The sequence below is a fragment of the Avibacterium paragallinarum genome (genome assembly GCF_900450705.1).
Classification (GTDB): Bacteria; Pseudomonadota; Gammaproteobacteria; order Enterobacterales; family Pasteurellaceae; genus Avibacterium; species Avibacterium paragallinarum.
The window spans coordinates 1,111,895-1,135,381 of sequence record NZ_UGHK01000002.1 but is presented as its reverse complement, the minus strand read 5'-3'; the positions used below and the strand labels follow the sequence as shown (position 1 = coordinate 1,135,381).

Sequence of the window (23,487 nt, the reverse complement as noted above, 5' to 3'; positions counted from 1 at the left end):
TTTTAACTGTTCAATCCGCCTCCTCAATATTGAGGGGGCTTTTTTATAAGGAAAAATTATGTCAGATTTTCATCAAGATGCCTTTGAACTCAATGAAATCAATAAATGCTTAAATGCTGCTGGCGTTTTTAACCAAGATGCGGGGTTATTTACTGCCCGCCAATTGGAAGTGGTTCGCAACCGCACTTATGAAGAAAAACTCCCTGCGATGAACGGGCTTAGCCTTGTGCCGATGTCCTCAGAAGCCCCTGAATGGGCAGAAACCATTGTTGAACGTACCTTTGATACGGTGGGAATGGCGAAAGTGATTGCCAACTATGCTGATGACTTACCACGTGCAGATGTGGCAATGAAGGAACGTGCCATTAAGGTGAAAAATATCGGTGCGTCTTATGGTTACAATCTTCAAGAGCTTAAAGCGGCGGCGGCTAACCAAACCGATTTACCTGCCTCAAAAGCCAGAGCAGCACGCCGTGCGGTTGAAATCAAAATGAATGAAATTGCCTTGTTAGGCGATAAAGAATTTGGCTTAAACGGCTTTATTAATCACCCGAATTTGGGCGAAACCACAATCGCGGGCGGTTGGAAAGCGGCGAAAGCGGACGCAGTTTTAGCGGATTTAGATAATCTGCACGACACGGTGATTTTGCAATCAAAAGGCACGCATCAGCCTACCCATTTATTGTTAGCATTGAGTGATTACCAAACCTTATCCAGCAAATATATGGACACCGCTGACAAGGTTGATGTTCTAACTTTCTTCAAGCGTAAACACCCAAATCTTGTGATTCAGGGCTTATGGGAGCTAGAAAAAGCGGGTTCAGGCAATAAAAACCTTGTCATCTGTTATGAGAAAAATGCGGATAACTTGAGCCTTGAAACCCCGCAAGATTTCACGCAGTTACCAGCACAAGAACGCAATCTTGAGCTTGTGGTGAATTGTATTGCCCGTATTGGCGGTGTGTTCTTGCGTTATCCATTATCAGCAACCAAAGCGGAGGTAACTGCCTAATGTTAGTGCGTAATATTGAGCCTCGTTTAATTCGCCTTGATGGGGTGTTTATCGCCCCAAATCAGGAAATTGAAGTGGCTGAGAATGCGGTAGGGTTAGCCTCTTTGCTTGAACGTGGGACGTTGATACAAATCAACACTGATGCAAACTCGGAAGTACCTGAAAGCAACTCAGAAGTGCTAGAGACTAAGTCCGAGAAATCAAACAAAGGCAAAAAATAGGAGTCATCAATGGGCGTTACCGCATTACTGCATTTTTTCTATCCCGTATCTCAAAAAATGGAAACGGAAGAAATTAACACCGCACTTGAGCTTGCAGAAAATTATCGCCCACAATGCTTGACGGAAGAAAAGCAAGATGAGGCGGTAGCGTGGTACGCCGCCTATTTGCTGGCTCAATCTGTCGAGGCGAGGGCGAACCCGTTAGGGTTAAAGCGTGAGCGAGAGGGGGATTTAGAGCGTGAATATTTTGCTAATGGCGAGAGCGGCAGCAATGCCCAACGCTTTTTAGCCAATTTCGACGCACTCAACGATCTTTGCTTACGCTTAGGGGCAATCACGGTGGGCAATAATGAGCGATGTTGAAGTCAAAATTAATAACAAGGGCTTAGAAAAAGAGCTTGCGTTAATGCAAAAGATGGCCAATGCCAGTGTAAAAATTGGTATTCAGTCTGACGCAGGACAGCACGAAAAAAGCGGAGCTAATTTGGTTGATATTGCTATTTGGAATGAGTTTGGTACAGATAAAATTCCCTCTCGTCCCTTTATTCGTCAAAGTTTTACGGATAACCAAAAAGCAGTTGCTCAATATTTAGGCCGTGTTTTTTCTAATGTGGCAAAAGGCAGTGACCTGAGATTAGAAATGGCAAGGCTTGGTCAATGGTATCAGAATAAGCAAGAAAATACTTTGCGAGATTACCCTTGGCAACCAAATGCAAAAGCCACGGTAAAACGCAAGAAAAGCTCAAAGCCGCTAATTCATTATAGGTTGCTATCCAAAGCTATTCGCTATCAAGTGGAGGTGTGATGCAGTCTTTTCCTTTTCAGTCCTCTTTTCGCAAGACTTACAAGTTATTGGTGCGAACAGAGGGGCAATATATCAAAGGTAAATGGGTAAATGGCGAAGAAGTAGAGCAAGAATTTACGGCATCAATTCAGCCCTTAAACACGCGAGAGATGGATAGATTGTCATCAATGATGCAAGGGCGACATATTGCAAGTGCGGTGAAAATTTACACGAATTTTCGCCTTGATGTGGCAGGTGAAAACCAAACTAACGGCGCGATCGTGTTGTTTGAGGGGGAACGTTATGAAGTGGTGGCGCGTTCTACTTACCATTCAGGCGTGATCGAACATCACCGCTATGTAGCGCAACGGGTGAAATAAAATGCAAGACACACTTTATGATTTGCTTTCTACGCTTTCCGCACGTCCTTTTATTCGTGCTTATGAAAATGGACGAGAGCCTGAAAAGCCTTTTTTCACTTATGAATTACGTTTTGAACAAACGCCTACACATTCCCATTATTCCAAGCTTGATGATCAAGGTAATCAACAAGTGAAAACCCATGTTGATGCCATCCTTGAGATTAACTATTTCGGAGAAAACAGCTTAAATGCGTTGCGTGGCCTTTGTATGAAGTTAAGTACCGTAACACAACGGAATAGATGGAATGAGCAAGGTGTTGCACTGGTGCGAATTGGGCGAATTACGCACTTAGCTTATCTCAATGAACAACAGGAATATCAAGATCGTGCGATGGTGGAAATTGAAATCCGCTATGCCGTTGCGGTTGAAGATATGCTTTCAATTATTGAACAGGTGGAGGTCACGAGCCAAGTTGGCGGGCTTTCCGACATCACTCAAATAGGAGTAAAAAATAATGGCAAAAATTGATCGTTTGGTCAATGTTACAATTGATCTCAACACAACAGCAATCGCTGGCAAGTCGTTTAGTGATTTGTTGATTTTAGGTGAACATACTTTAAAAAATTCCGCTCGTCTGTTAGTGGTTACCGATCCGAATGAATTATTAGATCTCGGCTTGCGATCTACCGATCCGCTGTATAAAGCGGTGGCAACGGCATTTTCTCAACCTACGCACGTTGCACAAGTGTTTATCGGGCGTAAAGATGCGAGCGAAAGCGTTACTGACGCATTGGCAGCCGTGGCAAAAGAAAATAATGATTGGTACGGCTTAGGCTTTGTTTCCCGTGAAGTGGATGATGTGCTATTAGCCGCCGCTTGGGCAGAAGCGAACGGCAAATTATTCGCAACCGCAAGCAATGATGAAAAACTCTTGCAGTCTTCGGATAAAACGGACATCGCCAGCAAGTTAGAAGCGAAGCAATATTACCGTAGTGCAGTGATGTACTCCCATAAAGCCGATGAAGAATATCCAGAAATCGCCTTAATGAGTTACGCGTTCACCTTTTACCCTGGTGCGGAAACGTGGAATTTGAAAAAGCTCGCCGGGGTGTCTTTCTCGCCATTAAGTGAGGGGGATTATCTCGCCTGTGCGAAGAAAAACGCCACAACCTTTGAGAAATTCAACGGCAGTTTTGCTGTAACCCAAGGCGGAAAAGTGGCAGCGGGAGAATGGATTGATGTGATTCGCTTCCGTGATTGGCTAGTGCAAGAGGTGCAGATTAACGTTACCTCCGTACTGATTAACGCTTACGGCAAAGTGCCTTATACAGATAAAGGGATTGAGCTAATCGGTGCGGCCATTCGCAAAGCGTTAGATTTAGGTGTCAGTCGTGGCGGGATTGCCCCCGTTGAATTAGATGACGACAACAAGGAAATTCCGAGTTATGTCATCAGCCTACCAAGATCGGCGAACATTTCCGATAACAACAAGGCAAGCCGTATTTTGCAAGATGTGAAATTTTCCGCACGCCTTGCGGGAGCAATTCATATTGCCGAATTGAAAGGTAACTTGGCATATAGCCTTTAATTGATTAACCCTAGACCGCAAAAGTGCGGTCTTTTTTATAGGAGAATTTTTATGGCAGCGTTAGCAACCTATGCGCCTGATGAAGTGAGTATCGTGATTGGTGCCGCTATTGCCACAGGCTTTGCCGATGGCACTTTTATTGATATTGAAGAAATTTCTGACGGCATTACCTCCGTTGCAGGAGCAGATGGCGAAGTAGCACGCTCAACCAGTGCTGATCCGCGTAAAAAAATTACATTAACGTTACTTCAAACCAGCAGCACTAATGACGTGTTAAGTGCGTTATATGCGGCGGATAAGGTGAGCAAAAACTCCACTTTCCCCATTGCGGTGAAAGATTTGCGTGGACGTTCCTTATTCGCCGCAAGTACGGCGTGGGTAACAAAATCCGCCAAACTTGATTTTGGCAAAGAAATTGGCAGCCGTGAATGGGTGATTGAAACCTCAGACGGTATTTTATTTGTTGGAGGAAATGACTAATGGCACGACAAGAAATTCAAATCGGCGAAAGCACGTTTTTCGTGCAAAAGTTTTCAGCGATGGATCAGTTACGCATTTTTGGCGATTTACAGAAAACCCTTGCTCCCTCGTTCGCAAAAATGTTTGGAATATTTGGTGTAGATACTCCCGAAAAAGCGAATGCCAGTCAGCTCGCAGAGCTTGCGAAAAAAAGTGCGACGGAATTTGCCGAGGGTTTACAGCAACTAAGCCAACAACTTAGTGGGGCGGAACTGGTTAAACTCGTCGATATGTTGGTGAAACCTGAATTGGTAACCGTACAACGTGATGATTTCAACAACGGCACGGATAAAAAATTGCAAAAAAATGATTTCGATCAGGTGTTTGACGATATGTCAGAAGTCATTGAGCTGGTGATTTTCATTTTAAGGCTGAATTTTGAGCCTTTTTTTATGAAATTTCTTGCCCGTCTTGGGTCGGGGCAAGAGGGAGCGAAGAAAGCCTAAGCGTTGGCAAATATAGTGAAAGGACGTTAAGTGAAATGCTCGCTTGGCGTCCTTTTTTAGCGGGCAAAGTTACCTTGACGGAACTCAATACCGCAGGGCTGACGGATATGGGCGAACTGTTGAAAATTAACCGATTACTTGATGCGGTTGAGGCAATGGAAGCAAAACAAATGGAGAAACACCGATGAATGTTATTCGTGAGCTGGTAACCGTCTTAAAGTACAAGGTAGATAATTCTAAGCTCAAAGGCTATATCACCCAAACCCAGACCGCTGCGGGGCAAATTCGGGACAAGTTACGCAACGCATTGCGAGGGGCAGCCCAAGAAAGTCGAGCTATTGGGGAGGGGATCAATCAAGCGAAAACCCATATGCTTTCCTTGCGGAATATGATTGGTGGTTATTTTGCAATGGTCGCAGGCGGTAATGTAATTAAAATTGCCGATGATTGGGCGGCGGTAGATAGTCGGGTTAAACTCGCAACCAAATCCGCTGAGGAGCATAAACACGCTCTTGATGAGATTTTTGCCATTTCGCAACGCTCAGGGCAGGATTATTTAGCGAGTGCGGATCTGTTTTCTAAAGTTAATCGCAATGCGAGCGATTTAGGCTTAAGCCTTGATGATACGTTAAATTTAACGGAAATCATCGGGCAAACAATGACGATTGGCGGCGGCGATCCTGCGGCCCAGCAAGCGGCATTAATGCAGTTAAGGCAAGCGTTAGGCTCAGGGGCGTTGCGAGGTGATGAACTTAATTCCATTATTGAGCAAGCTCCACGCCTTGCTAATGCCATTGCCGATAGCTTCGGCGTACCCATTGGGCAATTAAAAGATCTTGGCAAAGCAGGAAAACTCACATCAAAAGAGTTGGCCCAGGGATTATTAAGGCAGGCGGAGAAAATTCAAAAAGAATTTGATCAAATGCCAAAAACCTTTGGGCGAGGAATGACGCTACTCAGGAATAAAGCAGGACAGCTCATTGATCGTGTTGTAAACAAAGCCTCAAAGCTAGGTGAAACCTTTTACAACGCAGCGGAATGGATCACGAAAAATATTCGCTTAGTTGGGATTTTAGCCACTTCCGCGATCGGGGCGAAACTGCTACCGATGCTGAATGCGACCAAGCTCAGCTTAAAGCAGATTATCATTAACGGCACCCGTGCTGCCGCTCCTTTTTTAGCAATGGCAGCCGCATTAACTGCGGTAGGTTTGGTGTTAGAAGATATTTACGGCTGGACGCAAGGGGATATTTCTCTTACAGGGGCATTGATTGGCAGGTTCGATCAATGGGCGGACAAATTCCAAGCAGTAGGAAAACTCGCCAATGGCGTATGGCTAAATATTAAAGGCTTACTTCGCGACCTCGCAAAACTGGCGAATGTTGATCTTGACCTGTCAAACTGGCAAGGCTTCGCTACTAGTGTAATGAACTATGTGATTGACGGGCTGAAAAATCTCATCAAAACCGTAGGATCAGTAGTGCGGATTATTCGGGCGTTAGTGAATGGTGATTTTTCGGGAGCTTTCAGCAATGCAGGAAAACTCATTGATGGGCTAAGTCTGAAATTTTTACCGTTTTATTCCATCGCCTTAACCGTAATCAGTGGGATTATTTCACTACTTTGGGCGATATTCGCTCCATTGAAATTGCTAGGGAAAGCGTTTTTTTCTGTTGGAACGATCATTGGTAAAGGGTTTAAATTCGCCATTTTTATCATTAAACCCTTTATTTCAATCTTACTTTTTACTAAAAAAGCGATCTTTTTAGTCGGTAAGGCATTTTTATTTGCCTCAAAAATGATGATTAAAGCAATCTGGGCAGTGGCCAGAGCAATGTTTGTTGCAATGGCCTCTAACCCGATTTTACTTGCTATCGGGTTAGTCCTTGGGGCAATCGCGTTGTTAATTATTTACTGGGACGATGTCAAACGGATCGCACTTGCAGTTTGGGAGGCGATTTCAACCAAAGCCAGCGAGATTTGGGCGGCGATTACCACATCCGCCGATGAGATGTGGGAAGGTATCAAAAACAAAGCCACCGAAATCTGGGACGGTGTAAAAACCACGGCGGTGAATAAATGGAATGAAGTAACCGACACATTTAAAAATGCGTGGCAGAAGTCTATTGATACAGTCGTAGGTTGGTTTGAAAGCCTTATTCCAAATTGGATCAAAGATTTGTTTTCTGATGGTGCGAAAGCTGAAGTCAATGTAACGGGAGCGGCGTTAGTTTCCCCGACTAGCCAATATGTGCAACCGACAAGCACATTGCCTAGTTATACAAAATACGGCGGTAACGTGCAATCTACCGTTACTCAAACGAATAACTTCAATATTCAAGGCACTGCCAATCCAGCAGGGGTCGCCAATGCGGTATCAGGAAAGCTCAAACAGAACCGCCCTGCCCCTTTTGGTGTGGGGTCAATTGAATATGCAGGATAAAAGTGCGGTCAGTTTTGACCGCAGTTTTAGTAGAATATTAACTCACCGCCAAATGAATTTCCCGCCCTAGTTTTTTAAAGGCTTTTTCAACAAAATCAATTTTAGAAGGATAGCGAAAATCTAATAAGCGATCGATTTGTGGCATATGTACATCAAGGCGACGAGCCATTTCTGCTTTGCGAACACCTTGAGCAAGCATTTCATTCAGTAATAACACTTTTAATGATCGCAATAAAGAGAGCGGAACAGTATATTGCCCCTCTTGAGGTTTACTCGGTAATGGGATTGGGCGTTTATCATCAAAATAAAATTCCAGTGCGGTTTCTAATCCTTCCTCTGCTTCAAGTAAGGCACTTTCAATGTCTTCTCCGACACTTGCCGCTTCGGGAATATCGGGAAAGGTAACAAGAAAAGTGCCGTTATCATCGGCTTTTAGTTCAACAGGATAACGTAACATTTTTCCTCCTTAAATCAGGCTAAAAAACGCCCCTTTTCAGGGGCGAAAAGGCTTATTTTAATTTTAAGTCTTTTTTGATTTTGTGAACTAACCCCGTTCCGATTTCTTGACTACCGTGGTAGGGAAATACAGTTTGGTGTCCGTTCAACATTACCTTGCGATGGCTTCCTCGCTTTGTATTTTCGACTTTACAGCCTTGCTCAAGCAAGTATCGCAAGAATTCACTGTATTTCATCGGGGGACCTCCTTTGCTATACAGTGATTATATTATACAACAATTTTGTTGTGTTGTAACAGTTTTGTTGTGTTTTTTAGAGGTATTTTATGAGTATCGTAAACCTTTTATTTTCCGCTATTGCGGGCAAACGCACCACCATTGGCGTGTTAGAGCTTGATGCCCTTTTAACGGAAAGTACCTCATTAAGTAGCCAAATCACGGAATATCCCGTTGAAGACGGCACAGTAATTTCCGATCACATCACGCAAGAAAGTGAACGCTTGAGTTTAAGCGGCGTGATTACCAGTGCGGGGACATTATTTAATATCAGCCTTGGCAAATATAAATTAATCGAAGCCAAAGAAACCTTGCGAGAATTACACGGTCGCCGTGAGTTGATTACCATTGTTACCGGGCTTGATGTGTATGAGGATTTTGCCATTGAGAGCCTTGAGATTGAACGCAATAGCGATGATGGCGAACGGTTAAATGTTAAGGCTGAGTTTCGCAAAATCAATAAAGTTACTCTCAGAACCGAAGAAATGCCTCCCGAAAAGGTTGATGCCTCCACGAAAGGTAAAGCAGGACAAACAAAAGCAAATGCGGGTAAAGCAGCAACAGGAAAGCCAACGGATTTACAAAAAAAAACGGGGGATAACTGGGCTTGGAAAAATAGCAGGCATTAAGGGCGATGCAAATTGAATTCGCAATCTCTTAAACATCAAAATTATTACCTATAGCTTTAGTTATTTAATTAGCTTTGTGATCCCGCTCACTTTAAATATTATTTATTTTTGCTATGATTAATTCCTATTTTCAGCTTAGGAGTTAATATGAGCCAGAATTTATTTAAAGATCGCGTTTTATCACATATACAACACGTCATTAATGTTGGAACACATTGCACAACAGAAGAAACAACAAAGCAGGCATTAATATTACCTTTATTAGATATATTAGGATTTAGCCCATATGATCCAACTAGAGTTAGAGCTGAATACACTGCTGATTTTGTTGGGGCAAAAAATGGTGAAAGAGTGGACTACGCATTATTCTGCCACGATGTCCCGGTGATGTTTATTGAGGCAAAATCGTACAATGAGAATTTGACGAATCACGTTCCACAGTTATCAAGATATTTTAATGCAACGCCTGAAGTTACCGTAGCAGCCGTTACAAATGGGAGAGAATGGCGTTTCTTCACGGATCTAAAAGAAAAAAATATAATGGACGATACGCCATTTTTACGGATCAATTTTGAGAATGTAGATGATTCCAAAATAAATCAACTAAGCCAGTTCTGCCACGATAGATTTCAGCCAGAAGCCTTGAGAACACTAGCAGAAGAAAGTGTTTATCTTTCGGCTTTTACGAAAACAATTACAGAAAGCTTAAAAGATGTTGATAGTGAATTTGTTCGTTACGTTGCCAGCCGCTCAAATATTGGCAGACAGCTGAATCAAAGATTTATTGACTCTATTACGCCGATTGTTAAGCAGGCAGTAGAAAAATCAGTAAGTGCAATGGTTGTATCAGGCTTATCAAGACAAAATCAGCCTTTGGAAGAAGCCGTAGAACAGGAACACGATCAAGAAATTGACGAGAAAGCACCGGTAATTGATCCAGAGAACAGTAAAATTGTAACAACATACACGGAACGCTTACTGTTTGATTATGTTGTTTTAATTTTAGGCGAAGATGCAGAAATTGATGCCAAAGATACCGAATCATATTTTACGGTATTGTATAAAGGAAAAACAAACCGATGGATCTTGCGTTACTTTGATAGTAAACAGCGACCAAGTATCACCGTTCCTTTAGAGCTAGCTGAAATTCATAAAGCGGAAATTCAGCGAGCAGGATTAGAAATTAGTGGATCTAACATTATTATTGATATACCTGAGAATATACTAAGAATTAGCGGTTTAATTAAAGATTGCTTAGAATATTGTCAGGATGATAACAATTTTTCTAGGAAAAAGTAGAAAAAAGCATAAGCCCTATTGCAATAAATAGGGCTTTATTTTATATTAATCTCATAGGCGTCGAAACCTACAACCAAAGGCGGTAATCCGCACCCGAAAGCATAGCGGTTTTTTTTATGCGTAAAATTTGTGTTTCTCCTATTTCTCATCACGAATGGATCGCACATTTCACTCTATGCCGAGAGGGCGGAGAATAAAATACCCGAAAGGGGAATAATCCCGACCGTTCCTTTGGCGGTTTTCGAACCTCTTGGCAACCCTATAATTGGGTTAATCTTAAACTTCGAAAAACTTTCAAAGGAGTTCTTTATATGAACACTCAACTTCAAACTTTTAACTTCAAATCTAACACTGTTCGTGCTGAATTAATCGAAAACGAAGCCTATTTCTGTCTTGCTGATGTTTGTGCGGTAATGGACATAAAAAACTCACGAAGAGTTAATGCTGAAATGTTAGATCAAAAGGGAGTACGTAATGCGTACACCCTTACAAACGGCGGCAAACAAGAACTTACCTTTATCAACGAACCTAACTTATACCGTATTATTTTCAAATCACGCAAAGCGGAAGCGATTGAATTTCAAAATTGGGTGTTTGATGAAGTGCTGCCACAAATTCGCAAAACAGGAAAATATGAAAGATCGCAAACCACAGTTGATGATCGCACAGGTTTACGCGATGCAGTCAATATGCTTGTGAGCAAAAAAGGCTTAATCTACTCTGACGCCTATCAACTTATTCACCAGCGTTTCAACGTCAATCACATTGATGAGCTAACAAAAGAGCAACTACCGCAAGCAGTGGAGTATGCTCACAAAATTATCTTAGAAGGCGAATTGATTATCCCCGAAAAGCAAGAACACATCGCCATTGGGCTTAATACCGCCCAAGCCTTAGTGAAATTTCATCGCCTTGCCGTCGCCAAAGCCCAAAAAGCGGAAACAGCATTGCGACAAATTCACCAAATAATGGGCTATGAGCCTTACGTCCGCAATGATTTAGCGGCAGGGCTTTTTGACATTCACCACGAATTTACGGTTTGGCTCAATGATTTTGAACAAGCCGTAACCGCAGCCACAATGCCAAAATTAGGCTATGTGAAATAAATTTTACAAAAAATCACCGCACTTTAACCGCTTGTGGGAAACCGCAAGCGGCTTTTGGCGTGCTTAAAATTTTGCACCAAAAACGACTCTTTATATAAGGGAAAGATATGTTTACCATTCAACTTGCTAATAAAAACGATTTTATCACCGAAGTGAATTTCGATGATGAGGTCTTTTTCTTACATTTTTCTTGGAATGATACGCTGAGCTTTTGGACGTTAGCCATTGAAAATGCTTATAACGATGAGCTAGCTTCAAACATTGTGCTGTTACCTAACCGACCATTAATTGAGCCTATTCGCCGTGAGGCATTGCCACTCGGTGAGCTAATTATTGTGCGTGAGGATAATCAACAAATTATCGGGCGTGATGATTTTGTATCAGGGCAAGCAACGCTCATTTATATTGAGGTGGACGATGAGTTACCGTTTTTTGCGTAGTTATCAATTAGTGATCGGAAAGAAAGGACAGAAAGAGGGCATTGTGATTGAACCGCCTATGCGGATTGCTTTTGATATTGAAAAAGACAGCGAAAATAAACCCAATGAAAACACAATCAAAATTTACAATTTAGCCCCCACCACAAGGCAAGCGGTGGAGCAACCCGATATGCGTTGCGTGTTATATGCAGGCTATGAGCAAGAGGGCAATATTTTGTTATGTTCGGGGGATATTGCTACAGCTTATTCTTATCACGATAACGCCGATTGGGTGACGGAGCTTTATGTACTTGATGGGCTGATAGAAATTCGTGATACCGCGGTATCGCTAGGCTATCAAGGTGGAGTGAGTTCAACGCAAATTGTCAATGATATTGCCACTAAAATGGGCGTGCCACTTGTGGGGGCAGATAGTTTGAAATCTCGCCTTTGGGCGAATGGCTTTAGTTTTTACGGGGCAGCTCGTACAGCCTTAGATAAAGTGGTCGCAGGCACGGGGCTTGAATGGTCTATCCAAAATGGCGAATTGCAAATTGTCAATCGCAAGGGGGTAACGAAGCGGACGGGCTATGTGCTGGCGAAAGACAGCGGACTTATCGGCTTTCCTGAGCGTACACGGGAAGCGGCACGCAGTAAAAAGCAAGATACACCGAATAAAAAGCAAGAAGAAAAATTCGCTTTTGATCGTCAAGCTCGCGATGGCTGGAATGTAAAAAGTTTGCTGCTACCAATGGTTAATCCTTGCGACAAAATCAAGCTAGAAAGCCAAACCATCACCAACTGGTTTCGGGTAGAAAAAATCAAGCATTCGGGCGATAGTCATTCAGGGGATTGGCAATCGGAATTACATTTAATCGATCTCAATGCCCCAACCAAAGCGGAACAAAAAGCACAACGCAAACACCGTAAAAAACGCAAAAAAGCGGAGGAGCAAAATGCGTAAAATTTTGACCGCACTTTCTGAAATTAATGTGGCATTGCCCGCTAAAATTTTAGCTTATGATGCCAATACGGTACGGGTAACGGCACAGCCTACTATCCCGAAACGCCTTGCTAACGGGGAGGTGCTGAAAGCCCCGCAAATTGTCAATATTCCCGTTTTGTTTCCAATGGCAGATATTAACGGATCATTGGCTCAGATTACCTTACCGATCAAGGCGGGCGATGGTTGCGTGCTGATTTTCTCACAACGTTCACTGGAAAACTGGCTAAGCGGAAGCCAAGACGCACCAGACGATCCGCGAATGTTCGATCTTTCCGATGCCTTTTGTGTACTGGGTGGAAATAGTCGCTCACCCGTAGCCGATCCCGTCAATTTATGTATCAAATATGGCAAGGGTTCAATCAAAATTGAGCCTAGCGGTAATATTGTGATCCAATCGCCCGATGTTGCCATCACCACTGACAACTTTACCGTAAACGCCCCAATCAGCACTTTTAACGGCAATGTGCTGGTTAATGGTGGTATCTCAACGGCAGGCGATGGTGGTAGTGTTTCAGTGAGCGGAACTCTCAAAGCAACGGGCGATGTGCAAGCAGGGGGAATCTCTCTACAAGGGCATACCCATCAAGGCGACAGTGGAGGCAACACAGGAACAGCACAATGATCGATTTAAAATTAAATGCACAGCACGATTTGCTATTTAAAGATAACAAGCTAGTCATAGTCGAAGGCATAAATCAAAAAGCACAACAAATCAAAGTTGTGCTTTTAACGTTTTTAGGGGAATGGTTTTTAGATACCACCATAGGCTTGCCTTATTTTGACGAAATTTTAACGAAAAATCCCGATAGCACCCGCATTCAAGCCATTTTCAGAAAAAAGATAATGGGCGTTGTGGGCGTAAAGGCAGTGGAACGGCTTTCTTTAGAATTTCACCGTAAAGAGCGGACGCTTGTGGTGAGCTTTTCCGTTCGGACAAATGAGGGGAGCATTCAAGATCGCATAGAGGTAAAACGAAATGGCTAATTATGGATTAACACGCAGCGGCTTTGTGCGTAAGCGTATGCCTGAGCAATTGCAAGAATTATTTGAAAAAGCAAAACAGGCGTTTGGGAATGAGATTGAAATCACTCCTGAAACCGTATTGGGTACAATGCTCAGCATTGAAGCAGAGCGTTTTGCGAGCCTTTGGGAATTAGTTGAGGGTGTTTATGGGGCGATGTATCCAATGAGTGCCACAGGGGCGAATTTAGATCGGGCGGTATCCTTTACAGGGGTGAAACGCCTGCAGGCTGAACGATCCACCGTTCCCGTGATTTTCTTCGGGCAAGCGGACACCCTAATCCCTGCTTATACAGCGGTTCGCAATGTAGCAAGCCAAACCCTTTATTATACGGATAGCGAGGCGAGAATTAATGCTAATCAAGCCGCTTATGCACGCATTGAGTTAAACACCAAAACCATTAATCCTAACGATGAATTTTCGGCGATAATTAATGGCGTAGCCTATCGCTTTCGTGCCACTCGCTCTTCTGTTGCAAGTGTTATTAAAGGACTAAGTGGGCAACTCAAAGAGATCGATTATGTCAGCGTGCAAAATGATAATGTGATTATTGAAATCACCGCACAATCTACTCCGCACTTTTCGATTTCTGTCAGCCCGAATTTAACCCTATCACGGCTTGGCTTGCGTCTTGAACTGGGTACCGAAGAACCTAGCGAGGATAAAGCAGAGATCGGACAGATGAGCGAGCTTATCACAATGCTAGATGGCGTAGTTGAAGTGAATAATCTGGTTGAGGGGACGGCGGGACGCTTTGAAGAAAGCGATACCGAACTCTATCAACGCTATCACCTTGGCGTATGGCAAAACGGTGCGGCAACGGTGGACGCACTGTATGCCAACTTGCGGAATGTCGTGGGGGTGAACACCTTGCGAGTGTATGAGAATGATACGGATCAAACGGTTAACGGTATACCAAAACGCAGTATTTACGTTGTGATAAAAGGCGGGTTAGATCAAGACATTGCAAAAGCCTTGTTGAAATATAAGCCCATCGGCATAGGTACACACGGACGAACCTCGCTCAGCGTAAAAGACAGCCAAAACCAACCGCACTTGATCAAATTTAGTCGCCCTCGTAAGCGATATATTTGGTTGAAAATCATCGTTGAAACCTTTGTTGATGAAGGAGAAATGGCAAAGCGGGCTATATCGTGAACGTAATGAACAATATTTTAGATTATGGCAAGCAGTTAGGGGTAGGTTCTGATGTCATTCATCAACGCCTCATCGCCGCCTGCATTGCTGTGTCAGGGGTTGGAAAAGTTACCGTGCAAATAGGGAAAACCAATCAAATCACCGATCCCGAACCCCGTTACCAAGAACAAAATATTGTCATTGCACCTGATGAAGAAGCAGTGTTCGATCCTGCTATCATCGTTATCAGCTAGGAGGAAAAATGCCAAAAATTTTGACCGCACTTGAGGCGGATTTTGTGCAATTAGGCTTAGAACGACAGCTTTCTCAATTTCGCTATTCACCTAATTTAAACACCCTCATCTCACTGTTACTTTCCCCTCACACCGATTTACAACACAGTTTAAAACAAATGCTCCTTGAACGGCATATTGATACCGCAATCGGGCGGCAATTAGACGGGGTAGGCGATATTGTAGGAATGCCGAGACCTTTTACTAAGATGAATGGTGATTGGTATTTTGGCTTTACAGGGCAAAGCAAAGCCAAAGCCTTTAGCCAAGCTCCAATTCGTGATCTCGCCCTACAAACGCATACCAAAGCCGTGAGCTATATGCCTGATGAAGCCTATCGGCGACTGATCAAATGGAAAATAATCGCCAACCATTCACACGGTACAGTGGAAGATGTGATTAAGGCGTGCCAAGCCTTATTTCTGGCTAGCAAAGTATTAGTACAAGAAAAGATGGATGCAGAAATTCATATCAAAATTACACGTAATCGCAAAAATAAAATAGATGCGATAGAGCAAGATCCCAAGCCGTGGATACCCGCAGCGGCTGGGGTAAAAGTGTCTGTTGAACTGATTGACGAATAAGGACAAGCAATGAAATTACTGGATTTATTTAAAATAATTGTTTGGGCGAAAAATGGCGATACCACCGATTTTTCACAAACCAACTATGAAGCAGGTTGGGCACATTTAGGCGATGATACGCCAACAGTACAAGATTTTAACTACGTTCAGCAGATGAACGACAAAAAAGATCAGTGGCTTTTTAAACAGCTCAAAGCTGTAATGGAAAATGCGGGCATCGAACCCACAGAAGACAATATCAATGCGTTACTTAATGCCATTTTGAAGATCGCTAAAGGACACAGCACCCCAAAAGCGATCAACGCTGAAACCGTGGATTTTGTGGATAAAACAGGGCATACCCATTCAATTTCAAAAGCCAGTCTAACCCAGCTAGGCATTGTACAGCTTACTAATGCGTTAGACAGCGATAGTGAAACCCTAGGGCTCACCGCCAAAGCAGGGAAAACGTTGAAAGGGCTGATTGATGCCTTAACCCGCAATCTGAGTAACTATATCCCCAACAGCAAAAAATCTAATGCAATTAATTCGGCAAGTAGCGACACCGTGGCAACGAGCAACGCCGTTAAAACCGCCTATGACAAAGGTGTTGAAGCAAAAAATAGAGCAGATAGTGCTTATACTTTCGCTCAATCTAAACAATCCCCAGCAACCACCCTTGCCGGCTATGGCATCAAAGATTTTAAGGTACAGGCTAATCTAGGTACACAAGACCTTAATCAACTCACCACCGTGGGGATTTACGGGCAAGTGCATGATAATCTGGCCACAAGTGCGCGTCATTATCCTGAGGCGCGCGCGGGGGCATTGACGGTTAAGCCCTCGGCGTATGGCGTGATGCAGGAGTATGTGACGCACGATAAGCAAATCTACTATGCTCGCAATCGGCGCAGTGGTGGCGGTTGGAGCGAGTGGGTGCGCGTTGGTGGAGATAGCTTGCCAGTGGGCGCAGTGCTGGCTTTTCCGCGCGCCATTACTCACCCACAAGGCTTTTTACTAGCTGATGGCTCAACCTTTGGCAGTAGCACTTACCCCGATTTATATCGAGCGTTAGGCAATAGCAACAAACTGCCTGATTTACGTCGCTCAGATGTGGGTATGACCGCCTATTTTGCCACCGACAATATCCCCGAAGGCTGGATTGCCTTTGATGACATTGAAGAGCAAGTTAGCGAACAGGCTTATCCCGAACTGTATCGCCATCTTGTGGCGAAATATGGCAGCCTTTCTGCCGTGCCGAAAGCGAAAGACCGCTTTATTCGTAACGCGGGGGCATTGCTTGCGGTGGGTGAGGTGCAACAAGACGCCCTTCAAGACCACTTTCACTATATTCCTACCGAAGCCGGGGGCGATTATCAAGCCGAGAAAGGTATCACTATCGTCATTCATGATAGTGATACCACCAATGTAGTGCCGGGTGCGTTTAAGCCCGCACAAAAAGGCAGGGTGCAGGCGAACAACGTGGCGGTCGCCGATGGGGCAAGGGCAAAAACCTACCTTGCTTCTACGAAGGATACGACAGAGAAAGATACGCGAACTGCGGAAGAAACGCGCCCGAAATCCCTTGTTCTCAAACTCTGCATTAAAGCACAAAACACGCTCGATGGGGTGCAGTTTTGGATTAAGGCGTTTGGAGAGATTGCTAATGCTGGGCAACTTGATGCAAGTAGATTGGCACAAGATATTCAAGAAGTGAAGGCAAAAAAAGCGGACGTGTTACATACGCATAGGGTGAGTGAAATAACGGATTTTGAACGAAGCGTAGAGCAATACCTTAACAATCTTTTTAGCCAACAGTTTACAGAAAATGGCTGGAGCAAATTGCCCAATGGATTAATTATTCAATGGGGTAAGTTTAGAGCAGGGTGGGAAGCAACCACACAACGGCGAGTAACATTTCCAATAACCTTTCCTAATCAAGTATTTTTTATTGGACTCACAGAGTTTACTAAGATGTGGAGCTACACAAGTACCGTACAAAGCCGTGGACAGATGGATAATAGTGGTTTTGAGGTAGTCAGCCAGCGAAATGACACGATGTTTTTAGCAATAGGTTATTAAGGGGGAACAATGTATTTTTTTAACAGACTCACACAAGGTTTTTTCCTAGCGGGGATACATGTTATCCCCGAGGGTTCAGTAGAAATTAGCGAAGAAACCTACCGCACTTTACTTATCGGGCAAAGTGAGGGAAAACAGATTATCCCCGATGAGCGGGGCTATCCCGTTTTGATTGAGCCCCAGCCAAGCCCTTATCACAGATTGCAAGGGGGAAAATGGGTGATGGATGAGGCAAGACAAGGGGAGCGGCTCAGCGAACAGCGAAATCAAGTGCGGTCAAAAATTAATGCCAAAAGAAATAACTGTGTTGATGGGGGTGTGTATGTGCCAGAAATCGGCAAATGGATGGATACAGATGAAAAAGGGCGTGCCACCTTGGTAGAAATCAAAGCGGATTTTGACTTAAACGGCAAAACGGAAGAAAACGGCGAGCCACGTATTTTCACCCTGATTTGTGCGGATAACACCGCTCAACCGTTAGATTTTGACAAATTCAAAGCGGTGTGGAACGCGGCGAAAACGCTCAAAGAAAAAATGTTTGAGAACGCCTATATGCACAAAGTGCTATTAGAGGCGGAAGAAAATCCAACTGAATATGACTGGTCAATCGGCTGGTCGCAAACCTATGAGGAATACCAAAATGAGCAAGAAAAATCCATTTAAAACGTGGGGCTATCACGTTTTGATTGCCCTCGACCAACTTTGCAACGCCTTAACGGGCGGTGGGGCAGATGAAACCTTTTCCAGCCGTTGTTACCGCCGAGCCGTGTTAGAGAGCAAGCCCAAAGCCCGCTGGCGGTTTTGGTTTCGGCTGGTAAATGGGCTGTTTTTCGACAAAGACCATTGCAAAACCGCCTATGAAAGCGAGGTGAAACGGCGGCAATATCCGGAGGATTTTATCACTAATTAATGTGAAATAGGTTATTTACAATGTGGAAAAAACAACAATTACAACTTCCCCCACAAACAAAAACAGCCTTACAAAACGCACAAAAGGGGATTACCTCCCCTTTTTCGTTATCGGTGCAAGGGACAAAATTAGGCGTGCATAATTGGACGCACGGGATTAGAGAGGATAGCGGGCGGTATTTATCGCCTGAAAATGCAGTGAAAGTGATACAGGCAAAATTTACCGATTATAGCGATCCCCACCGCCCTAAAGGCGAGGTGCAATGTGTGGCGATAATGATTACTGCGGCAAAAATCGCAGATTTCATTACCGCACTTGAAAATGCGGCGGTTTTGCTACCCTATCCTGAATTTAAACAGGCTTTGGATTATGCCAAATCACAGCAAACGTTAAGCGATAGCAAAATGGTAAAAATGCCGACCATCGGCAATCCCTCTTTTTTGCCAAGTGCGGACATTACCCCGCAATCTGCCAGAACGTTGCAAGCGGTAATGCGTAACGCCAACGCCACTGCGTCAAAAAGTCTTGATCCTATGGCGATGTTGGCAGAACTGAAAGCGAAAAAAGCGGAGCGTGAACAAAAAAATCAAGAAAAAACCACCGCACTTTTAAATGCGTCAGTGGAAGCCTATTGCTACACGAAAAAGGCTCACCTTGAGCAAATTGCGTTAGAGATCTATCAACATATCCCCAATGCAAGCAATATTTTTACGGCGTTACTGGTTTTTATCGGTGAGGATTTAACGAATTTGAAGGAGATGATGAGATGAGTTTTTTACAGCCTCAACGCCCCCGTCCTTCTGTGCAACTTGCTTTAAATGGTAAGCCTGTTTATTTGCTTAACCCATCAATAAATATTACGTTAAAACGCGATGAAGCCGATATGAGCGGGCAACAATCTAGCACCCAAAAAGCTGATAAAGGTGTGAAAGCAAAAGAAATGACCGTTTCAGGTTTGATCCCTTACCGTGAAAAACAATGGCTAAAGGATTTATTCAATTTTGCTGAAGCCACAGAAAAATCAGGTGAACAAGTAACATATCGGGTTTCTTCCATATCGGCTGAAGCGGTAAATATGCGTGAAGTACAATTTAGCGGATCAGTAAGTATGGTTGAACAAGGGGACAAAATGGCTTGGCAGGTGAATTTTACGCTAAAAGAAGTCAATAGCGTCAGCGAGAAAAAAGAGAAGCGTAAGACCAAACCGAAGAAAAAAGTGCAAACGGAAAAAGCACCTGAAGCGAAATCGACACAACCGAAAGTAGTACCAGAAGAAGACAATAGCATTTGGAAGAAAATTGATGACGCAATCGGAAGCGGAGGGGAAAAATGAAAATTATTAAAGAATGCCTAATTGACGGCAAAGAATATGATTTAAGCCACTGCCATATTGTGTTAGAACTCAATAATGCAGGGCGGGGCTTTATTGTCATTGAAAGCGATGAGGACTTAGCGGGAAGAGCCGTAGAAATTAATGTAGGAGAAGCTGCCCATTTTTACCAATATTTTAATGGCGTGATTGAACACGCTCAAGATGACAAACCTAAATTTAAAAGGGGCTGTCCTAGATAACAACTAAAAAATCTATTTAGGTTAGAATGAACCAATGAGAAAAAGTCGTCTAAGTCAGCACAAACAAAATAAACTCATTGAGCTATTTGTTGCAGGTGTTACTGCAAGGACAGCAGCAGAGTTAGTCAATGTAAACAAAACGACTGCTGCATATTACTTTCATCGTTTACGCCAACTCATCTATCAAAACAGCCTTCACTTAGAGATGTTTGAAGGTGAAATTGAAGCCGATGAAAGTTATTTTGGCGGTGCTCGCAAAGGCAAACGTGGTCGTGGTGCGGCAGGGAAAATTGCGGTATTCGGGCTTCTCAAGCGCAATGGCAAGGTTTATACCGTTGCGGTTCCAAATACGCAATCTGCCACCTTGTTACCCATTATTCGGGAGCAGGTAAAGCCTGATAGTATTGTTTACACCGATAATTATCGTAGTTATGACGTGCTTGATGTGAGTGAATTTAGTCATTTTCGTATCAATCACAGCACACATTTTGCTGAAAATCATAACCACATTAACGGAATTGAGAATTTTTGGAGCCAAGCAAAACGCCATTTACGCAAATTTAATGGTATCCCAAAAGCGCATTTTGAGCTTTATTTAAAGGAATGTGAATGGCGTTTTAATTACAGCAACATAAAAAGTCAAATTTCTATTTTAAAACAATTGGTTAAAGGGAGTTTAGTCTAGTTATCTAGGACAGCCCCATTTAAAAAGTGCTTTATTCGTGAAAAAGTTGCCATTTTTGAGGGCGTACATAACTGCTCCATTCGCCACGCAACGCTGAATGATATTTGTGCCTACTTGCAATCTAAAACGGGGATTACCTTTAAAATTCCCTCTCAACCTTATGCCACAACCCCAATCCCGAACTTTACCCATTCGGGATCAGGCTATCAGTTACTAAATAACTTAGGACGGCTGTTTAATATCCCTGATTATTTATGGCAACAAGGAGCTGATGGCACGGTTTTTGTAGGAAGTTATCAAGATAGCCGATGGTATGGCAAGAATATTGAGATAGACAGCTCTGAAGCCTTAGATAGCAGTAACAATCGGATGACGTTGCCAATTTACTCTGCGATTCGCCCAGGTGCGTTAGTCAATCAACATAAAATTACACAGACGGAATTGATTAATGATGAACTCATTTTGCAATGGCAAAGTGTTGATGAGAAGGGTAAACCAAAACAGAAAAGCCCAAAACGCCAAATGATGGAGAAAGAATTTCCTGAACTTGCAGGCGGTTATCACTTGCCACGTTATGCCAAAGTGATCGGTGTAGCTGATCCAAGTTCGGGCGGAGATATTGCCGATCCGTTTCGCCCTAAGTATGCGGTAGAATTACAAGTTCTCAATGAAGATGGAAGTGATGACACAAATACGCCACCTTATTCCGCCGTACCTTTACCCGTTACAAGTACAGGTTCACAAGGTGGCGATTTTGCTTTTCCTGAAGTGGGGACGATTGTCGAAATTGACTATGCCTATGGGCGACCTGATAAGCCTTTCGTGCGGACGTTATTAGCTCAAGATAAAACCGTGCCATCAGTAGCTATTGGCGAGCAACTTAAACAGCAACGCCCAGAAGTGTTTGAACGTACCGATGCGGCAGGCAATAAAACCCGCGAAACCGATCAAACCATTACCGATCGTTCATTTATCCGCGTGATTGAAACAGACACCGAAACGAAAAATATTGGGACATCACAAAGCAATATTGACGCAGATAAGCAAATCAACGTAGGCGGAAATTATAGCCTTAGTGTTATTGGCAATATTACAACGGTTACTGCGGGCAATAATACAACAGCGATTGATGGCACATTCAAAGAACAAATAAGCGGCATTGCCGAGCGTTGTTCTGATGTACTCATTAAGCTACAAGCTCCAGCCATTCAGCTTCTAGCGAGCCAAATCAATATCGGTTCAGGCAAACAAAATATATTAAACATTATGGAAGAAACAATTCAAATCGTTGCAGACCTAGCTAATACTGTTGCAAGTCATACCCACAACGGCGGTTCAGCCCCCGATCAAAGCAACACGTTTAATAGCTACAATACCAGAGCCTTAGCCGAGAAAGGTAAACTCACGCCGATTATTGAAAAGTAGCCATATCACCGCACATCTAGCCACCTATTTAGGTGGCTTTTTTAGTGCCAACCACCTTTATTTAAAAGCCTTTGGCTACAGCTTTCCTTTCATAGAGTTAAACCAAACTGATCCACGGAAAATTTTTCACGCCACGTCAAACGCCACAAAAAATCCACTCTCCCACCCGCGTTTTTTGTGTTAAAAATTGCTGTTTTTTCAGTTAAATTTCATAGGGAAAACTCACTAAAGCCAGTACGGAAAACGGATCTCTATAAAAAATAAATTTGATCTTAACTGAAAAAATTACAGTAAATTTCAGTCATTTTCAGTTAAAAAAGATCGGAGCTTGTAAAAGGTTTGCATTAATATCTTGAAATATCAATAAAATTTCTATTTTACGTGAGATTTTTTATAGAATTTATTTACAGTTAAGATGATATAAGTAACTAATTTGGTGACCAATGGTCACCAAATCAGACAAAAGCAAAGCGTTAGTTTTTTTATAATAGGCTAAAAATAGTCACCAAATGGACACCAAAAGAAAAGGGAGGATAAAAATGAGATATAAAAAAAGCCGCTCTTGGCGACTATCTTATTGATTTACTTATGCTTTTAAATGGTGCCCGAGGGCGGACTTGAACCGCCACGACTCGAAAGTCGAGGGATTTTAAATCCCTTGTGTCTACCGATTTCACCACTCGGGCAAGTGGAGCGGGAAACGAGGCTCGAACTCGCGACCCCGACCTTGGCAAGGTCGTGCTCTACCAACTGAGCTATTCCCGCAAATTTAACTAACCATTCGGTCCTGCTAAATAACGGGGTGCATTTTACGGATTTATGTCGATTAGTCAAATAGAAATTTCTTACTTTGTGTTTAATTGACTAAAAAAAACTCATTGTAAATTAATATGCTTATTTCAGGATCAAATTTTGTCTACTTTAACATTCTCGCATTTAAGGGAATGCAATCAGACTAAATAAAAATAGATAAAAAACACCGCACTTCAGTTTCAATAAAATGATCTGCCTAAAAAATCCTAAACACCTAGGAAATTAAATATTGAGCCCTGTATTGCACAGGACTCTAGTTGTTTAACACAGGTTTAATCCCATTCATTATAGTGGCGAATATACTCATACAGTGCCGCCTCCAGCTTCGTCATATCCATAAAATTATTCTGGGAAAAACCTTTCGATTTCATAATGCTAAAAAATCCTCCATCACCGCATTATCATAGCCATTTCCCTTGC

31 protein-coding genes, 2 tRNA genes and 1 pseudogene are annotated in these 23,487 nt (G+C 43.0%); 29 read left to right on the top strand and 5 right to left on the bottom strand.

The window, feature by feature from the left end:
- Positions 1-58 precede the first annotated feature (58 nt).
- From DXZ23_RS10330 to DXZ23_RS10285, 11 genes are read left to right on the top strand one after another with little or no spacing between them, the layout of a single operon-like run.
- Positions 59-1,012: a DUF2184 domain-containing protein gene (locus DXZ23_RS10330; protein WP_017805960.1), complete on the top strand. Its 954-nt coding sequence runs from the start codon at positions 59-61 to the stop codon at positions 1,010-1,012.
- The gene (locus tag DXZ23_RS15965) at positions 1,012-1,233 is read left to right on the top strand and encodes a hypothetical protein (RefSeq protein WP_017805959.1); all 222 of its coding nucleotides are present in this window, start codon (positions 1,012-1,014) and stop codon (positions 1,231-1,233) included. Before DXZ23_RS10330 ends, DXZ23_RS15965 begins: the two co-directional genes overlap by 1 nt.
- Before the next feature lie 9 nt (positions 1,234-1,242).
- Positions 1,243-1,596 carry a DUF4054 domain-containing protein gene (locus DXZ23_RS10320; RefSeq protein ID WP_017805958.1) on the top strand — a complete coding sequence of 118 codons (354 nt, stop codon included), beginning with the start codon at positions 1,243-1,245 and terminating at the stop codon, positions 1,594-1,596.
- On the top strand, positions 1,583-2,038 hold the full coding sequence (locus DXZ23_RS10315) for a hypothetical protein (RefSeq protein ID WP_017805957.1): 456 nt from the start codon (positions 1,583-1,585) through the stop codon (positions 2,036-2,038). The genes DXZ23_RS10320 and DXZ23_RS10315 overlap by 14 nt, the downstream gene beginning before the upstream one ends.
- Entirely contained in the window at positions 2,038-2,397 is a 360-nt protein-coding gene (locus DXZ23_RS10310) for a hypothetical protein (RefSeq protein WP_017805956.1), read from the top strand. Before DXZ23_RS10315 ends, DXZ23_RS10310 begins: the two co-directional genes overlap by 1 nt.
- Before the next feature lies 1 nt (position 2,398).
- Positions 2,399-2,908 carry a phage neck terminator protein gene (locus tag DXZ23_RS10305; protein ID WP_017805955.1) on the top strand — a complete coding sequence of 170 codons (510 nt, stop codon included), beginning with the start codon at positions 2,399-2,401 and terminating at the stop codon, positions 2,906-2,908.
- Complete coding sequence (locus DXZ23_RS10300; RefSeq protein WP_017805954.1) at positions 2,895-3,968, top strand: DUF3383 family protein; 1,074 nt, start codon at positions 2,895-2,897, stop codon at positions 3,966-3,968. The genes DXZ23_RS10305 and DXZ23_RS10300 overlap by 14 nt, the downstream gene beginning before the upstream one ends.
- A gap of 51 nt (positions 3,969-4,019) precedes the next feature.
- Positions 4,020-4,448, top strand: coding sequence for a phage structural protein (locus DXZ23_RS10295; RefSeq protein WP_017805953.1), 429 nt, complete (start codon positions 4,020-4,022; stop codon positions 4,446-4,448).
- On the top strand, positions 4,448-4,933 hold the full coding sequence (locus DXZ23_RS10290; RefSeq protein ID WP_017805952.1) for a phage tail assembly chaperone: 486 nt from the start codon (positions 4,448-4,450) through the stop codon (positions 4,931-4,933). The genes DXZ23_RS10295 and DXZ23_RS10290 overlap by 1 nt, the downstream gene beginning before the upstream one ends.
- A gap of 35 nt (positions 4,934-4,968) precedes the next feature.
- Positions 4,969-5,121: a hypothetical protein gene (locus tag DXZ23_RS15470; RefSeq protein WP_017805951.1), complete on the top strand. Its 153-nt coding sequence runs from the start codon at positions 4,969-4,971 to the stop codon at positions 5,119-5,121.
- The gene (locus DXZ23_RS10285; RefSeq protein ID WP_017805950.1) at positions 5,118-7,376 is read left to right on the top strand and encodes a tape measure protein; all 2,259 of its coding nucleotides are present in this window, start codon (positions 5,118-5,120) and stop codon (positions 7,374-7,376) included. Before DXZ23_RS15470 ends, DXZ23_RS10285 begins: the two co-directional genes overlap by 4 nt.
- A gap of 37 nt (positions 7,377-7,413) precedes the next feature.
- Here the strand turns inward: DXZ23_RS10285 and DXZ23_RS10280 are convergent, their stop codons facing one another.
- Positions 7,414-7,833, bottom strand: a complete 420-nt coding sequence (locus DXZ23_RS10280) for a type II toxin-antitoxin system HicB family antitoxin (protein WP_017805949.1) — start codon at positions 7,831-7,833, stop codon at positions 7,414-7,416.
- A 52-nt stretch (positions 7,834-7,885) separates the two neighbouring features.
- On the bottom strand, positions 7,886-8,068 hold the full coding sequence (locus DXZ23_RS10275; protein ID WP_017805948.1) for a type II toxin-antitoxin system HicA family toxin: 183 nt from the start codon (positions 8,066-8,068) through the stop codon (positions 7,886-7,888).
- Positions 8,069-8,157: 89 nt separating this feature from the next.
- Here DXZ23_RS10275 and DXZ23_RS10270 point away from each other — a divergent pair, with 89 nt between their 5' ends.
- The 18 genes and pseudogenes from DXZ23_RS10270 to DXZ23_RS10190 form a co-directional block, all read left to right on the top strand.
- The gene (locus tag DXZ23_RS10270) at positions 8,158-8,736 is read left to right on the top strand and encodes a phage baseplate protein (RefSeq protein ID WP_017805947.1); all 579 of its coding nucleotides are present in this window, start codon (positions 8,158-8,160) and stop codon (positions 8,734-8,736) included.
- A gap of 147 nt (positions 8,737-8,883) precedes the next feature.
- Entirely contained in the window at positions 8,884-10,035 is a 1,152-nt protein-coding gene (locus DXZ23_RS10265; RefSeq protein ID WP_017805946.1) for a type I restriction endonuclease, read from the top strand.
- 311 nt (positions 10,036-10,346) lie between these two features.
- Entirely contained in the window at positions 10,347-11,141 is a 795-nt protein-coding gene (locus tag DXZ23_RS10260; RefSeq protein ID WP_017805945.1) for a BRO-N domain-containing protein, read from the top strand.
- A 107-nt stretch (positions 11,142-11,248) separates the two neighbouring features.
- Positions 11,249-11,581, top strand: coding sequence for a phage baseplate plug family protein (locus DXZ23_RS10255; protein ID WP_017805944.1), 333 nt, complete (start codon positions 11,249-11,251; stop codon positions 11,579-11,581).
- Positions 11,559-12,524, top strand: coding sequence for a phage protein (locus DXZ23_RS10250; RefSeq protein WP_017805943.1), 966 nt, complete (start codon positions 11,559-11,561; stop codon positions 12,522-12,524). The genes DXZ23_RS10255 and DXZ23_RS10250 overlap by 23 nt, the downstream gene beginning before the upstream one ends.
- A complete protein-coding gene (locus tag DXZ23_RS10245) occupies positions 12,517-13,188 on the top strand; it encodes a Gp138 family membrane-puncturing spike protein (protein WP_017805942.1) in 672 nt (223 codons plus the stop codon). Before DXZ23_RS10250 ends, DXZ23_RS10245 begins: the two co-directional genes overlap by 8 nt.
- Positions 13,185-13,550: a contractile injection system sheath initiator gene (locus tag DXZ23_RS10240; RefSeq protein WP_017805941.1), complete on the top strand. Its 366-nt coding sequence runs from the start codon at positions 13,185-13,187 to the stop codon at positions 13,548-13,550. The genes DXZ23_RS10245 and DXZ23_RS10240 overlap by 4 nt, the downstream gene beginning before the upstream one ends.
- The gene (locus DXZ23_RS10235; protein ID WP_017805940.1) at positions 13,543-14,745 is read left to right on the top strand and encodes a baseplate J/gp47 family protein; all 1,203 of its coding nucleotides are present in this window, start codon (positions 13,543-13,545) and stop codon (positions 14,743-14,745) included. The genes DXZ23_RS10240 and DXZ23_RS10235 overlap by 8 nt, the downstream gene beginning before the upstream one ends.
- A gap of 5 nt (positions 14,746-14,750) precedes the next feature.
- Positions 14,751-14,978, top strand: a complete 228-nt coding sequence (locus tag DXZ23_RS15960) for a hypothetical protein (RefSeq protein ID WP_017805939.1) — start codon at positions 14,751-14,753, stop codon at positions 14,976-14,978.
- 8 nt (positions 14,979-14,986) lie between these two features.
- On the top strand, positions 14,987-15,601 hold the full coding sequence (locus DXZ23_RS10230; protein WP_017805938.1) for a baseplate wedge 1 family protein: 615 nt from the start codon (positions 14,987-14,989) through the stop codon (positions 15,599-15,601).
- A gap of 9 nt (positions 15,602-15,610) precedes the next feature.
- Entirely contained in the window at positions 15,611-17,662 is a 2,052-nt protein-coding gene (locus DXZ23_RS10225) for a tail fiber protein (RefSeq protein WP_021723520.1), read from the top strand.
- 9 nt (positions 17,663-17,671) lie between these two features.
- A complete protein-coding gene (locus DXZ23_RS10220; RefSeq protein WP_035695524.1) occupies positions 17,672-18,325 on the top strand; it encodes a DUF4376 domain-containing protein in 654 nt (217 codons plus the stop codon).
- On the top strand, positions 18,303-18,572 hold the full coding sequence (locus DXZ23_RS10215) for a hypothetical protein (RefSeq protein WP_035695526.1): 270 nt from the start codon (positions 18,303-18,305) through the stop codon (positions 18,570-18,572). Before DXZ23_RS10220 ends, DXZ23_RS10215 begins: the two co-directional genes overlap by 23 nt.
- 20 nt (positions 18,573-18,592) lie before the next feature.
- Positions 18,593-19,342 carry a hypothetical protein gene (locus DXZ23_RS10210; protein ID WP_017807526.1) on the top strand — a complete coding sequence of 250 codons (750 nt, stop codon included), beginning with the start codon at positions 18,593-18,595 and terminating at the stop codon, positions 19,340-19,342.
- The gene (locus DXZ23_RS10205; RefSeq protein ID WP_017807527.1) at positions 19,339-19,905 is read left to right on the top strand and encodes a baseplate complex protein; all 567 of its coding nucleotides are present in this window, start codon (positions 19,339-19,341) and stop codon (positions 19,903-19,905) included. Before DXZ23_RS10210 ends, DXZ23_RS10205 begins: the two co-directional genes overlap by 4 nt.
- The gene (locus DXZ23_RS10200; RefSeq protein ID WP_017807528.1) at positions 19,902-20,144 is read left to right on the top strand and encodes a hypothetical protein; all 243 of its coding nucleotides are present in this window, start codon (positions 19,902-19,904) and stop codon (positions 20,142-20,144) included. The genes DXZ23_RS10205 and DXZ23_RS10200 overlap by 4 nt, the downstream gene beginning before the upstream one ends.
- 34 nt (positions 20,145-20,178) lie before the next feature.
- Positions 20,179-20,829, top strand: a complete 651-nt coding sequence (locus tag DXZ23_RS10195; protein ID WP_017805306.1) for an IS1595-like element ISHpa1 family transposase — start codon at positions 20,179-20,181, stop codon at positions 20,827-20,829.
- A gap of 18 nt (positions 20,830-20,847) precedes the next feature.
- Positions 20,848-22,254, top strand: a pseudogene (locus DXZ23_RS10190) (hypothetical protein); the annotation flags it as partial.
- 599 nt (positions 22,255-22,853) lie between these two features.
- Here the strand turns inward: DXZ23_RS10190 and DXZ23_RS10180 are convergent.
- From DXZ23_RS10180 to DXZ23_RS16145, 3 genes are all read right to left on the bottom strand, one after another.
- Positions 22,854-22,940: transfer RNA gene (locus DXZ23_RS10180), tRNA-Leu, on the bottom strand.
- A gap of 3 nt (positions 22,941-22,943) precedes the next feature.
- Positions 22,944-23,019, bottom strand: a tRNA-Gly gene (locus tag DXZ23_RS10175).
- Positions 23,020-23,339: 320 nt separating this feature from the next.
- Positions 23,340-23,441, bottom strand: a complete 102-nt coding sequence (locus DXZ23_RS16145) for an IS3 family transposase (RefSeq protein ID WP_370445006.1) — start codon at positions 23,439-23,441, stop codon at positions 23,340-23,342.
- Positions 23,442-23,487 lie beyond the last annotated feature (46 nt).